The sequence below is a fragment of the Streptomyces sp. NPDC018031 genome, from assembly GCF_044327625.1.
Taxonomy (GTDB): Bacteria; Actinomycetota; Actinomycetes; order Streptomycetales; family Streptomycetaceae; genus Streptomyces.
Genome location: NZ_JBIRFT010000001.1, coordinates 745468 through 759132, shown reverse-complemented (window position 1 = coordinate 759132; position 13665 = coordinate 745468). Strand labels below are relative to the sequence as shown.

Sequence of the window (13665 nt, the reverse complement as noted above, 5' to 3'; positions counted from 1 at the left end):
GGGCTACTCGGTCCGCAGACCGTCCGGGCGCATCATCCGCCACAGCGGGCCCATGCTGACCAGGGTCACCAGGGCGATCACCCCGGCGCCGATCCCGGTCATGGTGACCAGGCTCGCCCAGTCCACCGCCACCGGCGACTGGATCATCTTCAGCAGCACGGTCCCCAGCGCCAGCCCGCCCGCCACGGATATCGCCAGCCCGATGACCACCGGAACCGCCGTCTGCCACAGCACCGACCAGCCGACGGTGGACCGGCGGGTGCCGAAGGCCACCAGGACCGCCAGCAGACGCCGGCGTTCGCGCAGCTGCTCCAGGGTGGAGACGATCATGCTGGCGCCGATCAGCAGGAGGGTGGCGGTGGCGCCGATGAGCAGGCCCTTGCGGACGTCCGCGAACTGCTCGTCCTCCGAGGTGGCGGAGAGCGCCCAGCCGTTCATGTCCGAGTCGAAGCGGGCGTCGGTGTTCCGGGCGAGCTCCAGCGCGTCCGCCACCTCCGGGTCCAGGCTCACCATCGTCAGTGCGGTCGGGTCCGGCAGTCGCGCCACGTCGATCGCCGCCGGTGTGATCAGGACGCCGCTGAACTCGCCACCCATCGGATTGGTCCTGGGCTTCACCCACGACGCCGTGCGGGGCACGGTCCACACCGCGGCACCGTCCTTCGCCGGCCGGGTGGTGTCCGACCTGAGGTCGATGCGGTCCCCGGGCCGCACGGAGTGTTCGCTGCCCATGCCGGACCCGGGCTCGGTGAGGTAGACCGCGCCGTCCCGGCAGTCCGGGATCCGGGCCAGCTCGCGCAGCGAGGCGCAGTCGGCGACGGCGAGCGGGGCCTCGCTGATGTCCTCGGGATCCCCGGGGTTCACCTCCGACGCATAGGCCTCGACCATTCCCATGGCCTGGGTCACCCCCTCGGTCCGGCGGAAGGCGTCGACGACCTTCCGGGGATCCGTGTGCTCACGGACGGAGACGTAGGACACGAACTGGGCTCGTGTCAGATCCGCGCCGGTGGCCTCCGTGTTCTCCGCCCGCACGCTGGAGAAGAGCATCTGGACCGCGATGGCCCCGGCCACCGCGACCGTGATGCCGCTCACCGCGCGGGCCGCCGTACCGCTGCTCAACTGGAGCCGCCGGGTGGCGAGCTGCCAGGGCAGCGGCCCGCCGCGGAAGCGGGCCACGGCGGCCTCCACCGCCCACGGCAGCAGCGCGGTGGTGCCGATCAGCATCAGCACCGCGCCGGCCGACACCTGCAGGCTCTCGGCGCGGCCCCCGGCGCCGTAACTGCTCGTCAGCGGGAGCAGCAGGGCCAGGCCGGCGGCCGGCAGCGCCAGCCGCCACCACAGCCGGCGGCGCCGCGGCCGGGCGTCGCGCACCACACCCAGCGGCTCGATGGTGACGCCGCGCAGTGCGACCAGCGTGACGACCACCGCGCTCGCCGGGACGGCCACCGCGATCAGCCCGGCCAGCGGCGCGGACGGGGCCACGTCGGAGGGGAAGGCGGTGTAGCCCCGCACGCTGACGTCGTCGGCCAGCTGCCGGAGCAGCGCGAAGAGCCCGGCGCCGACGGCGAGGCCGAGCAGCGCGCCGAACATCGCCTCGCCCGCGGCGATCCGGCGGGTCATACGGCTGTCGGCACCCACCAGGCGCAGTGCGGCCAGCCGCCGGTCGCGGCGCTCGCCGCCGAACCGCACGGCGGTGGCGATGAACGTGACGACCGGCAGCAGCAGTACCACGCACCCGACGACGATCAGCAGCACCAGCTCCGGGGAGAGTTCCTCCGGCGGCAGGTCGTCGGGGTGCCAGCGGTCCAGGCGCGAGTAGTCGTCGGCCTCGGCGGTGGCGCGGTCGACGCCCGCGTAGAAGTACAGCTCCCGCGGATGGCTCAGGCCCTGACCGCCGATGGTGTCCACCACCCGGTACGGCAGGCGCTGCGCGAGCAGCGCGCCGTCCTCGGAGTCGAGGAGTTCACCCAGGGCGGGGGAGACCACCATCTCACCGGGGCGCGGGATCCGGTCCAGGCCGGGCGGGACCGCGGGCTTCTCGCCCTCCCCGTACAGCCGCACCCCGGCGATGTCGTCGCCGTGGTAGCGGGTGGTGACGTGGTCGAAGCGCACCGAGTGGGGGCCGGGCTTCGGCACCTCGCCCCCCTGGTAGGTGTTGCGGTTCTCCACCCTGCTCTCCCGGGCGGACAGGATGGCGGGTGCGGAGGCGGCGACCAGCAGCAGCGTCACGCCCAGGCCGACGCCGAGCGCGGTCAGCACGGTGCGGGCCCAGCCCTCCCGGCCGCCGGTCACCGCGAACCGGGTACCCATGGCCAGGTCGGCGGCCCAGCGCCGGACACCGGCGCGGCCGCCGGTGGCCTCGACGGTGGCGGCGGGCGGCGCGGGCCGGGTGCCGGTGGCCGTCATCCGACACCCGCCATGTCGCGCGCCTTGCCGTCCCGGACCACGACCTCGCGGTCGGAGTACGCCGCGACCCGGGGCTCATGGGTGACCAGCACGACGGCCGCCCCGGTGTCCCGGGCCGCGTCGGTGAGCAACTGCATCACCCGCTCACCGTTGAGGGAGTCCAGGGCGCCGGTGGGCTCGTCGGCGAAGAGCACCCGCGGCCGGGTGACCAGCGACCGGGCGACCGCGACCCGCTGGCCCTGGCCGCCGGAGACCTCGCCGGGCCGCTTGCCGGCCACGTCGTCCACCTCCAGCCGGGCCAGCCACTCGTCGGCGCGCGCCTCGGCCTCCTTGCGCCGGACCCCGTTCAGCCGCAGCGGAAGGGCGACGTTCTCCCGGCAGGTCAGCTCCGGCACGAGCTGGCCGAACTGGAAGACGAAGCCGAACTCGCCGCGGCGCAGGGCGCTGCGCCGGGCGTCGGACATCGCGGACAGTTCGTGGCCGGAGTAGCGCACGCTGCCCGCGTCCGGGCGGACGATGCCCGCCAGGCAGTGCAGCAGCGTGGACTTGCCGGAGCCGGACGGTCCCATGACGGCGACCACCTCACCGCCGTGGATGGAGAAGTCCGCGCCGTCCAGCGCGGGGGTGGGCCCGTAGGCCTTGTGGAGCTGCTCGGCGACGAGCAGCGAGCCGGCGGGGGTCACGGGTGCACCGCCTCGGCGAGCCGGTCCAGCCGGGCGGCGGTCAGCTCCAGCCAGCGCAGGTCGGCCTCCAGATGGAACAGGGCGTGGTCGCAGATCAGCTGGTCGGCGAGGTCCCCGGTCCGCTTGCGCTGGGTGAGGTCGCGCATCATCCGCAGATGGGTGGCGCGCTGCACGTCCAGGAGGTCGGCCGCGTCCCGGCCGGTCATCAGCGCCAGGACGACCTTGGTGTACAGGGTCGACTGGAGGTAGGGCTCGGGCTTCTCCGGTTCGGCCAGCCACTGCCCGACGTCGGTGATGCCGGCGTCGGTGATGGCGTACCGCTTCCGCTCCGGCCCGTCGCCGGGCTCGATGCCGTCGACCTCGACGAGGCCGTTCTTCAGCAGTCTCGACATGGTCGAGTAGACCTGCCCGTAGTGGAGCGGGCGGTCGTGCCCGAAGCGTTCGTCGAACGCCCGCTTGAGGTCGTAACCATGGCGCGGGCCCGTTTCGAGCAGCCCGAGCAGTGTGTGGCCGATTGACATGCGAAGGACTGTACACCACGTGTATACATGGCATGTATAGACGGAGTGGATAGTGCGTCCGCCCAGGTGGGAGCGGTGCGACGGGGCCGGGGAAACGGTGCGGGCCCTCCCGTCGGCCGGTGGATGCCGGTCGACGGGAGGGCCCGGAGGGGAGCGGGAGAGGGGGGCGATACGGGCTCAGGCGGGGAGCCGGGGGAGTCGGGAGCGGGGCTGGGGTGCGGCGGCTACCCGGCCGGCCGGCCGCCGTCTTCCTCGCCCCCGCCCCCGTTCCCCGGTTCGCCCCCCGGTTCGCCCGCCGGCTCCGCCGCCGCTCGCGGCGGGCGTCCCCGGCGCGGCATCGGGCCGGCCGTCCTCGGCAGCCGCCCGGCCTCGGCCAGCGCCCTGCGCAGCAGGAACTCGATCTGCGCGTTGGCGCTGCGCAGCTCGTCGTCGGCCCACCGGGCGAGGGCGTCGTGCACGGCGGGGTCCAGCCGCAGCAGCACCTGCTTGCGCTGCTGCCGCGGCCGGCGCGGGGGGTCGGAGCTGTCGTCCGTCACCACTGGGGGTCCGTCACTGGTCGGGGTCCGTCACTGGTAGAGGGTGCCCGCGTTGATGATCGGCTGAGGTGCCCGATCGCCGCACAGCACCACCATCAGATTGCTGACCATGGCCGCCTTGCGCTCCTCGTCCAGTTCCACGACGCCCTGCTCGCTGATGCGCGCCAGGGCCTGCTCCACCATGCCGACGGCGCCCTCCACGATCTGCTGCCGCGCCGCGACGACCGCGCTCGCCTGCTGCCGCTGGAGCATCGCCGACGCGATCTCCGGAGCGTATGCCAGATGGGTGAAGCGTGACTCGATGATCCGTACACCCGCGGCCGCGACCCGGTCGTGGAGTTCCGCGGCGAGCTTCTCGGTGATCTCCTCGGCGTTGCCGCGCAGCGAGAGCCCCGCCTCCTCGTGCGCGTCGTAGGGGTACTCGATGGCGATGTGCCGGACGGCGGCCTCGGTCTGGGTGGAGACGAACTCCAGGAAGTCGTCGACCTCGAAGACGGCCTGGGCGGTGTCCTCCACCTGCCACACCACCACCGCGGCGAGTTCGATGGGGTTGCCGTAGGCGTCGTTGACCTTCAGGACGGCGGTCTCGTGGTTGCGGACCCGGGTGGATATCTTCGCGCGGCTGGTGAACGGGTTCACCCAGCGCAGGCCCTCGGTGCGGATGGTGCCCCGGTAGCGGCCGAAGAGCTGCACGACCCGGGCCTCGCCCGGTGCCACCGAGTTCAGTCCGCACAGCGTCAGCACGGCGGCGAGCATCAGCAGGCACGCGGTGACGATGACCGCGGCGCCCACCCCGCCGTCACCGTTCGCGGCCGCCATCGAGCCCAGCACGACCCCGGCCGGTCCGGCGAGCAGTCCGAGCAGGGCGAGGAGGAGCGGGAGCGTCCCGGACGCGTTGCCGGCGGGGTGCTCCCGCACCTGTGGCCTGGCCGGGGCGGGAAGGTCGGTCGCGGACATGGGTCCCCCGTGTGGTCGGAGGCGGCGCTGCCGCCTCACCCGGAACTGTCTAGCAAAGTGATAGCACTTTAATGCGCCAGGGCAACCTCCGGCACCCCCTGGTGGTCAGTTCCAGGCGGCGGGGTGCTGTATGTCACGCCCCGAAAAAGCGTGATCGATAGGCGTTTGGTGCCACTTGCGGTGTTAGCTTCGACAGCTGACTTGGGGGATGAAGAGACTGGAGCGGCGGGAGCGATGGGCCGAGCGGACGAGCGACGGGCGCGGAAGAAGGGCGCTCGCGCGGCCACGAAGGCCGCGAAGACCAAGAAGACCGGCATACGCAGGTTCTTCACCTGGAAGAAGGTCCTCGCCTACTTCCTCTCCGTGTGCGCCCTGATCATCGGCTCCTTCATCGCCCTCTACCTGTGGGTGGACGTGCCCGGCGCGAACGCCGACGCCCGCAAGCAGAGCAACATCTACACCTACAGCGACGGCACGATCCTGGCCCGCACCGGAGACGTGAACCGCGAGTCGGTCCCGCTGTCCCGGATCCCCAAGGACGTCCAGCACACCTTCGTGGCGGCCGAGAACAAGGAGTTCTACAGCGACTCCGGCGTCTCGATCAGCGGCACCGCCCGCGGCATGATCAACACCCTGCTCGGCAAGGGCAAGCAGGGCGGCTCCACCATCACCCAGCAGTACGTCAAGAACTACTACCTCAGCCAGGAGCAGACGGTCAGCCGGAAGCTCCGGGAGCTGGTCATCTCGCTCAAGGTGGACCAGCGGATGTCCAAGGACGAGATCCTCGAGGGCTACATCAACACCAGCTACTACGGGCGCGGCGCGCACGGCATCCAGGCGGCCGCCCGTGCCTACTACGGCGTCGACGTGGAGAAGCTGAGCGTCCAGCAGGGCGCCTACCTCGCCGCGCTGCTCCAGGCCCCCAGCCAGTACGACTGGGCGGCCGCGGGCCCCAACGGCAAGCGGCTGGTCCAGCAGCGCTGGAACTACGTGCTGGACAACATGGTCGAGAAGGACTGGCTGGACGCCGGCGAGCGCGCCGGCATGAAGTTCCCCAAGCCGATCGCCCCGCGCCCCGACCCGGGCCTGGAGGGCCAGACCGGCTACCTGGTCGAGGCCGCCAAGAAGGAGCTGTTCAAGGCCGGTGTCAGCGAGCAGGAGCTGGAGGCCGGCGGCTGGACCATCAAGCTCAACATCGACCGGAAGAAGCAGCAGCAGCTCCAGGCCGCGGTCCGGGAGCAGCTGATCGACGACCTCGACCCGAAGGCCCGGCCGACCGACAAGCACGCGCAGCCCGGCGCGGCCTCCGTCGACCCCGAGACCGGCGCGGTGGTCGCCCTCTACGGCGGCGCGGGCTGGCCCGAGCACTACACCAGCAACGCCACCCGGCGGGACTTCCAGCCCGCCTCCACCTTCAAGCCGCTGATCCTGGCCGCCGCGCTGGAGCACGACTCGGTCACCCAGGACGGCACCTCGATCCGGGCCGACACCGTCTACGACGGCGGCAACCGGCGCCCGGTCGTCGGCAGCACCACCGCGTTCTCCCCGCCCAACGAGGACGAGCGCGACTACGGCCCGATCACCGTCCAGGAGGCCATGAACCGCTCGGTCAACTCGGTCTTCGCGCAGATGGCCGTGGACGTCGGGCTGGACAGGGTCAAGGAGACCGCGGTCGCGCTCGGCATGGACGCGGGGGCGGGCGGCTTCGGGGAGAACCCCTCGATGTCGCTGGGCGTGATGGGCGCCAGCCCGCTGGACATGGCCGGGGTGTACGCCACCCTCGACAACCACGGCGAGAAGGTCACCCCGCAGCTGGTCCGGTCGGCGACGAAGGGCGACGCCGAGGAGGCGGACCTGCCGGACCCGATCGGCGAGCAGGTGATCAGCCGCGAGGCGGCCGACGCGGTCACCTCGGTGCTGACCGGCGTGGTCGACGACGGCACCGGCTCCGCGGTCCGCCGCAGCGGCCAGGCCGTGGCGGGCAAGACCGGCACCTCCGACCTCAACAAGTCGGCCTGGTTCGTCGGCTACACCCCGGACCTGGTCACCGCGGTCGGCATCTTCGGCGAGGGCACGGGCGGCAAGCAGGTCACGCTGCGCGGCACCGGCGGCGGCGGACGGGTGGACGGCGGCGGCTACCCGGCCGACATCTGGGCCGCGTACATGGACAGGGCGCTGAAGGGGAAGTCCGCGTCCGGGTTCGAGCTGGACACCGACCTGGGCCCGGGGGCCACCCCGGCCCCGACCGCGCCGGCGACCCGCACCCCGGAGACCACCCCGCCGACCCCCACGCCCTCCCGCACCGAGGAGACCCCGACCCCGACGCCCACCCCGACCCGCACCACCCCGACCCCCACCGAGGAGCCGACCCCCACCGAGGAGCCGACCCCCACCGAGGAGCCGACGCCGACCGGGGAGCCGACCCTGCCGACGGTCCCGCCGACCGTCGACCCCACCGAGAGCGACCGCCGGCAGGGGCGCGGGAACTTCGGCGACTGACGGCCGGCGCCGCGCCGCCCGCGGGTATCGCGCGGCCGGCGCGGGCCGCCCTCGGGCGGCCCGCGCCGGGCGGGCGGCGGCGGGGCCGGCACTCAGGCGCCGTCGAGGCGCTTGGCGATGCGGTCGCCCAGGTCCCTGTCGATGTTGCGCCAGTACTGGAGGGCGCGGTCCAGGACCGCACGGCTGACGCCCTGCTTCAGGTGCCCGGAGACGTTGCCCACCAGCCGCTCCCGGGCGGGGTCGTCCAGCACCTGGCGGACCAGGGTGCCCGGCTGGCTCCAGTCGTCGTCCTCGTCGTGCAGCCGGTACGCCTCGCGGACCATCTCGCCCGCCGTCCGCCAGCCGGCCGGATCACCGAAGCGGGCGGTGTCGGCGGCCGGGCCGCCGTGCGAGTTCGGGGCGTACACGGCGGCGGTGCGGGACGGCTCGTAGCGCATCGGGCCGTCCTTGGCGTAGCTGCGCACCGGGGAGTGCGGCCGGTTGGGCGGCAGCTGGGTGTAGTTGGGGCCGATCCGGTACCGGTGCGTGTCGGGGTAGGAGAACAGCCGCCCGAGCAGCATCTTGTCCGGGGACGGGCCGATACCGGGCACCATGCTCGACGGCTCGAACGCGGCCTGCTCGATGTGGATGAAGTAGTCCTCCGGGTTCCGGTCGAGCGTCATCCGGCCGACCTCGATCAGCGGGTAGTCGCCGTGCGGCCACACCTTGGTCAGGTCGAAGGGGTTGAAGCGGTAGCCGGGCGCGTCCTCGAACGGCATGACCTGCACGTACATGGTCCAGGAGGGGGCGTTGCGGCTCTCGATGGCCTCGTACAGGTCCCGCCGGTGCTTGTCCGCGTCCTCCCCGGCCAGCTGGTCCGCCTCCTCCTGGGTGAGGAAGTCGATGCCCTGGTCGGTCTTGATGTGGTACTTCACCCAGAACCGCTCGCCGCCGCCGTTGACCCACATGTAGGTGTGCGAGCCGTAGCCGTTCATGTGGCGCCAGGTGCGGGGCACGCCGCGGTCCCCCATCAGCCAGGTGACCATGTGCGCCGACTCCGGGGACAGCGTCCAGAAGTCCCACTGCATGTCGTTGTTGCGCAGCCCGGTCGCCGGGTGGCGCTTCTGCGAGCGGATGAAGTCCTGGAACTTCTGCGGGTCCCGGACGAAGAAGACCGGGGTGTTGTTCCCGACCAGGTCGTAGTTGCCGTGCTGGGTGTAGAACTTCAGCGCGAAGCCGCGGGGGTCGCGCCAGGTGTCGGGGCTGCCCTGCTCACCCGCGACGGTGGAGAACCGGGCCAGCATCCCGGTCCGTCTGCCCGGCTGGAACAGATCGGCCCGGGTGAACTGGCTGACGTCGTTGGTGACCTCGAAGAAGCCGTATGCGCCACCGCCCTTGGCGTGCACCACGCGCTCCGGGACCCGTTCACGGTTGAACTGGGCCATCTTCTCGATGAGGTAGTGGTCCTGGAGCAGGATGGGACCGTCGGGCCCGACGGTGAGCGAGTGCTCGTCGCTCTCCACCGGGATTCCGGCGTTGTTGGTGGTGTACGGGACGTCCTGAGCGGGTTCGGCCATGTCGAGCGCCTCCCGGGCGGTGGGGTGGTAGGTCCGCTTTGTCCACCCTTGAGTGAACTCTGCCGCCGTCCCCTCGGCAACCGCTCACATCCGCGGCGGTCACCCGCCGTCGCCCGTACGGACCACCGTGCCCCGGGTGCCGCGCGCCGGACCACCGGGACCGGTGCCGCGCGCCGGGCCGCCGGGCCCCGGCCGGCCGGCGGCCCCGCGCCCGCCCGCCGGTGCGATGCGGTGCCGGTCCGGCCGGCGCGCCCGCCGGACCGCTGCCGGCGGGCGGACCGGCCGCTCAGACCGACGGCGGCATCGCCAGCTCGAACCAGACCACCTTGCCGGCGCTCAGCCGGGTCGCGCCCCACCGCCGCGCCATCCGGTTCACCAGGTACAGCCCGCGCCCGCCCTCGTCGGAGGGCCGGGCCTGGCGCAGCCGGGGCAGCTGGGGCACGTCGTCCCCCACCTCGCAGCGCAGCACGTCGGTGCGGAGCAGACGCAGCGTGATGGGCCGCTCGGCATACCGCACCGCGTTCGTCACCACCTCGCTGACCAGCAGTTCCACCGCGTCCGTCAGTTCGCTCAGCCCCCAGCGGTCCAGCGCCCGGCGGGCCAGCCGGCGCGCCTGCCCGGCGGTCTGCGCCTTGGGATCCAGGAACCAGTACGCCACGTCGCTGGGCGCGATGCCCTCGAAGCGGGCGGCCAGCAGGGCCACGTCGTCGTCCCGGTCGCCCGGGCCGAGCATGTCCAGCACCTCGTCGCAGAGCGGCTCCAGCGGCGGCGGGTTGGGGCCGGTGAGCCGGGCGGTCGCGGTCAGCCGCTCCCGCAGCTGCTCGATGCCCGTCCACACGTCCCGCATCCGCGACTCGACCAGGCCGTCGGTGTACAGCAGCAGCGTGGCGCCCTCCGGGGCGTCCAGCTCCACCGCCTCGAAGTCCACCCCGCCGACGCCGATCGGCGCGCCCGGCGGCACCCGGAGCACCTCCGCGCGCCCGCCGCGGTGCAGCAGCACCGGCGGCGGATGGCCCGCGTTGGCCACCACGATGCGGTGCGCGACCGGGTCGTAGACCGCGTACAGGCAGGTGGCCATCCGGTCGGTGCCCAGCCGCTGCGCCTGTTCGTCGAGGTGGTGCAGCACCTCCTGCGGCGGCAGGTCGAGACCGGCCAGGGTCTGCGCGGTGGTCCGCAGCTGACCCATGATCGCGGCGGACGTCATGGAGTGGCCCATGACGTCGCCCACCACCAGCGCGACCCGGTTGCCCGGCAGCGGGATCGCGTCGTACCAGTCGCCGCCCACCCGCGCGGTCTCGGCGGCGGGCAGGTAGCGGCTGGCCAGCCGGACACCGGTGGGCTGCGGGAGGGAGTCGGGCAGCATGGTGCGCTGCAACTCGTCGGCGATGTACACCTCGCGGCCGTACAGCACCGCCTTGTCCACGCCGAGCGCGGTGTGGGTGGCCAGCTGCGCGGCCACCAGCAGGTCGTCCGGCTCGAAGGAGGGCCGGTCCGGACGGCGGACGAACACGGCGGCGCCGATCACCCGGCGCCGCCCCCGCAGCGGCGCCAGCACCGTACGCTGACCGGTGGCCACCGACCGCCCGTCGCCCAGCAGTTCGGGCAGCGCGGCCCGGGCGGCGGAGGAGTCCCCGAACACCGGGCGCACCCCGCGCAGCACCTCGGCGAGCGGCCCGCCCGGCTCCACCTCGCACAGCTCGCTGGCCGGCCCGCCCGCCATGAACGGGGACAGGTCGGGCTGTGCGGGCGCCATCGGCAGCCGCACGCCCTCGGTGTCCGGCTCCTCCGGGATCCGGTCGGTACGGCGCAGCCGCAGCACCACCGGCCCGACCGGGCGCTCGTCCCCCACCGGCAGCGGGTCCCGCAGATAGACCAGGATCGCGTCGGCGAAGGTGGGGACGGTGGCCCGGCACAGGCCGAGCACGATCTCGTCCAGGTCGATGCCGCGGGCGATCCGCCGGGTGGCCGCCCCCACGAACCGCAGCCGGTCCCCGCCGCGGTCGCGTACCGCCGGGCCCGGCCCGCCGTCCACCACGCCGTGGCCGGGCGACGGCACCGGCAGCGGGCCGGTGTCCCCGAGCGCCCGGCGGGCGGCCGGCGCACCGGTCGCCGGAGCGTCCCCGAGGGCTGCCTCGCCCGCGGTCCCCGCGCGCCCGCTGTCGTCCGTCATCTCGCCGTGCCCCTGTCCGTGTCCCTGTCCCGCCGCCCGTGCGGCGGCGTCCCGGTCCCTGCCTCCCCCGGCCGCGTCTTCCCGCCGGTTCCCCCGGAACCCGCCCGGTGGCGTCCCCGAGGAGGCGTCCGCCGGGGGGATCCCCGGCGCGTGCGCACCGCCGAACGGGTCGCGGTGGCCGTACCCGGCCGCCGCTTCCGGATCCGTCCGGTGGTCCCGGGGGCTTCCGCCCCATTGTTCCGGGTGGCCGCCGGCGGCCGGTCCGCCGCGGCCGGTGCCGTCGGGTGGGTGCGCCGCCCCGGTCGCGGCGTTGCGCTCCGGGTCCCAGCCGCAGTCGCCCCGTGGGGTGCTGTGCTGGGGGTCGACCGGGTCCCGGTGGGTGAGCGGCGGCGGCACCGCCGGGTCGGGCCGCGCCGCCGCGCCGGCCGGTGGGGCGCCGCGGCCGCCGTCCGGCGCTCCGGGCGCCGCGTCGGCGGCCGGATACCGCGGGCGCGCGCCGTCGTCGGCGTCCGGGGCCTGCCGGGCGCGCGAGACCGCGGCGGGTGCCTCGGCCCGCCGATTCTCTGGGGAGGTGGAGTGCTCCGTCACGCGTGGGTTTCCGTCCGTCCGGGGCCGTGCGCCGTTCTCCATCGGGGCGCACCGGGTGTCAGGCACGTCGTCGGCAGTGCAGGAAGAGCTGGATCTCGGGCGGTACGTCCGTACTGGCCGGGGCGTAGGCGTGGGACTCCTCCCCGGTCACCTCGAAACCCGCGTCACGCACGACCTGTCGCAGCTCGTCCCGCAGGAAACCGGATACCCGGATCGTGTGGCCCAGGAACGGGATCGCGAAGTCGTCCACGTCGGCCTCGACCATCGACAGCCCCAGCAGCCCCTCGGGTCTCAGCAGCCCGCGCAGTGTCCGCAGCGCGTGCGGAATCTCCGCCCGCGGCAGCATCAGCAGGGAGAAGAAGGCCGCGATTCCGTCGAAGGTGCCCAGGTCGCGCGGCCCACCGGGGCCATAGGTCCCGCCGGGCCGCAGATCGGCCAGGTCCACCCGGTGGAACTCGGCGCCGGGGACGTTGTGCCGGGCCAGCTTCAGCATGCCGGGGGAGATGTCGACGCCCACCACCCGGTGGCCGCCGTCGATCAGCTGACGGGCCGTGGGCACCCCGGTACCGCAGCCCACGTCCAGGATCCGGGAGCCGGGCGGGAGGGCGGTGGCCAGCCAGTGCCCGCTGCCGAGCTGCCCTTCCTTGTGCGGAAAGGCCTCGTCGTAGCGGTCACCGATGGCATCGAACGCCTCGGCCTGACCGGCGCGGTCCAGCACCAGCCGGTCGAAACCCTCGTACCCCTTGTACCCGTCGCCGTCACCGCTCACGACTCCGCCCCTCCTGTGACCGTGCGTCAAATCTTCCGCATCGTCCGTGAGTTGTGCCGTTGTCTCTTTTTCGGTCCGCGCAGTCTTCCGGACGACGATCCTACGTTTGAAACACAGGGGGACAGCAAGAGGTTCATGACCCCGAGTGCGCCGACATACGATCCCAGTCAGCCGGCAGCTCCGGCACCGTCCAGGACGGATCCGGTCGCCAGTGCTCCCAGCCGTCCGGGAACGGGGCTCCCCAGGCCGAGACGAGGTCGACGGCGGCCTGCCCGGCGGCCCGTACCCGAGCGGCCTGCCGGGGCCCCATCAGCCCCGCCCGCTGCGCCTGGGCGAACTCGTCCTCGTCCTTCCATTCCCAGCTGCGGTCGGGGTAGACGGCGATGTCCAGAAAATGGTCCTCGGAGTCCACCCCGCCGGGCCACCGGCGGCGCGGCTCCTCGAGGTTGACGTACCAGTTCTTGAACGCCCAGCCCGGCTCCCAGAACAGCCACACCGACCACGGGTCCCGCGGCCGGGCCAGCTTGAGCACCCCGGTGCCCAGCCACTCGCACCGGGCCGTGGTGCGGGGCTTGGTGTAGCGGGTGCCCAGCGGCTCGTGGTGCACCGGGGTCCCGTCGGCCAGCTGCGGCTTCACGCACACGGTGCCCGGCGCCAGCCAGACGGCCAGCAGTTCGGCGGTGTCCCGGACGACGGTGACCGGGCGGCAGATGTGGATACGGTCGGTGGCGTTGCCCCGGTAGCGCCACAGGATCTGGTCCCCCGGAGCCCAGCGAGCCGTGCCGCCTGCCGCGCCCGCCGTCCGGGCCGTATCCGCTGTCATGCGCAGATCTTAGGTGGGCGGCCGCCCGGTGCGCCGTGACATATGCCGCAGGCCCCTCCCCGTGACACACCCGGAAAGCGGGCCGCGGGCACACGGGCCCGGGCACGGCCCCACGGCCCCGGGCACGGCCCGGCAGCAGTCCCGCACACGGGGCCCCGCC

Annotated in this window: 10 protein-coding genes; 1 reads left to right on the top strand and 9 read right to left on the bottom strand. The window is 73.6% G+C overall.

All coding sequences use genetic code 11. From position 1 onward, the window contains the following. Nucleotides 1–3: 3 nt before the first annotated feature. The 5 genes from ACH4B3_RS03230 to ACH4B3_RS03210 all read right to left on the bottom strand — a co-directional run bounded on the left by ACH4B3_RS03230 (nt 4) and on the right by ACH4B3_RS03210 (nt 5100). Complete coding sequence (locus ACH4B3_RS03230; protein ID WP_398460989.1) at nt 4–2403, bottom strand: ABC transporter permease; 2400 nt, start codon at nt 2401–2403, stop codon at nt 4–6. Further along, complete coding sequence (locus ACH4B3_RS03225) at nt 2400–3086, bottom strand: ABC transporter ATP-binding protein (RefSeq protein WP_398460988.1); 687 nt, start codon at nt 3084–3086, stop codon at nt 2400–2402. The genes ACH4B3_RS03230 and ACH4B3_RS03225 overlap by 4 nt, the downstream gene beginning before the upstream one ends. Then, nucleotides 3083–3607, bottom strand: coding sequence for a PadR family transcriptional regulator (locus ACH4B3_RS03220; RefSeq protein ID WP_398460987.1), 525 nt, complete (start codon nt 3605–3607; stop codon nt 3083–3085). The genes ACH4B3_RS03225 and ACH4B3_RS03220 overlap by 4 nt, the downstream gene beginning before the upstream one ends. 224 nt (nt 3608–3831) lie before the next feature. Next, entirely contained in the window at nt 3832–4143 is a 312-nt protein-coding gene (locus tag ACH4B3_RS03215) for a hypothetical protein (RefSeq protein WP_398460986.1), read from the bottom strand. Between the two features lie 30 nt (nt 4144–4173). After that, nucleotides 4174–5100, bottom strand: a complete 927-nt coding sequence (locus ACH4B3_RS03210) for an SPFH domain-containing protein (protein WP_398460985.1) — start codon at nt 5098–5100, stop codon at nt 4174–4176. 234 nt (nt 5101–5334) lie between these two features. Here ACH4B3_RS03210 and ACH4B3_RS03205 point away from each other — a divergent pair, with 234 nt between their 5' ends. After that, nucleotides 5335–7599: a transglycosylase domain-containing protein gene (locus ACH4B3_RS03205; RefSeq protein WP_398460984.1), complete on the top strand. Its 2265-nt coding sequence runs from the start codon at nt 5335–5337 to the stop codon at nt 7597–7599. Between the two features lie 92 nt (nt 7600–7691). Here ACH4B3_RS03205 and ACH4B3_RS03200 read toward each other — a convergent pair whose 3' ends face one another. The 4 genes from ACH4B3_RS03200 to ACH4B3_RS03185 form a co-directional block, all read right to left on the bottom strand. Further along, complete coding sequence (locus ACH4B3_RS03200) at nt 7692–9155, bottom strand: catalase (RefSeq protein ID WP_398460983.1); 1464 nt, start codon at nt 9153–9155, stop codon at nt 7692–7694. A 286-nt stretch (nt 9156–9441) separates the two neighbouring features. Next, nucleotides 9442–11913, bottom strand: a complete 2472-nt coding sequence (locus ACH4B3_RS03195) for a SpoIIE family protein phosphatase (protein ID WP_398460982.1) — start codon at nt 11911–11913, stop codon at nt 9442–9444. A 58-nt stretch (nt 11914–11971) separates the two neighbouring features. Further along, entirely contained in the window at nt 11972–12682 is a 711-nt protein-coding gene (locus tag ACH4B3_RS03190; protein ID WP_398460981.1) for a class I SAM-dependent DNA methyltransferase, read from the bottom strand. Nucleotides 12683–12815: 133 nt separating this feature from the next. Continuing rightward, complete coding sequence (locus tag ACH4B3_RS03185; RefSeq protein ID WP_398460980.1) at nt 12816–13505, bottom strand: DUF402 domain-containing protein; 690 nt, start codon at nt 13503–13505, stop codon at nt 12816–12818. Nucleotides 13506–13665: the final 160 nt, after the last annotated feature.

Excerpts from the sequence above, each read along its gene's own strand:
- ACH4B3_RS03205 (WP_398460984.1), top strand. The coding sequence starts at position 5,335 with ATGGGCCGAGCGGACGAGCGACGGGCGCGGAAGAAGGGCGCTCGCGCG.
- ACH4B3_RS03230 (WP_398460989.1), bottom strand. The coding sequence starts at position 2,403 with ATGACGGCCACCGGCACCCGGCCCGCGCCGCCCGCCGCCACCGTCGAG.
- ACH4B3_RS03185 (WP_398460980.1), bottom strand. The coding sequence starts at position 13,505 with ATGACAGCGGATACGGCCCGGACGGCGGGCGCGGCAGGCGGCACGGCT.
- ACH4B3_RS03220 (WP_398460987.1), bottom strand. The coding sequence starts at position 3,607 with ATGTCAATCGGCCACACACTGCTCGGGCTGCTCGAAACGGGCCCGCGC.
- ACH4B3_RS03200 (WP_398460983.1), bottom strand. The coding sequence starts at position 9,155 with ATGGCCGAACCCGCTCAGGACGTCCCGTACACCACCAACAACGCCGGA.
- ACH4B3_RS03210 (WP_398460985.1), bottom strand. The coding sequence starts at position 5,100 with ATGTCCGCGACCGACCTTCCCGCCCCGGCCAGGCCACAGGTGCGGGAG.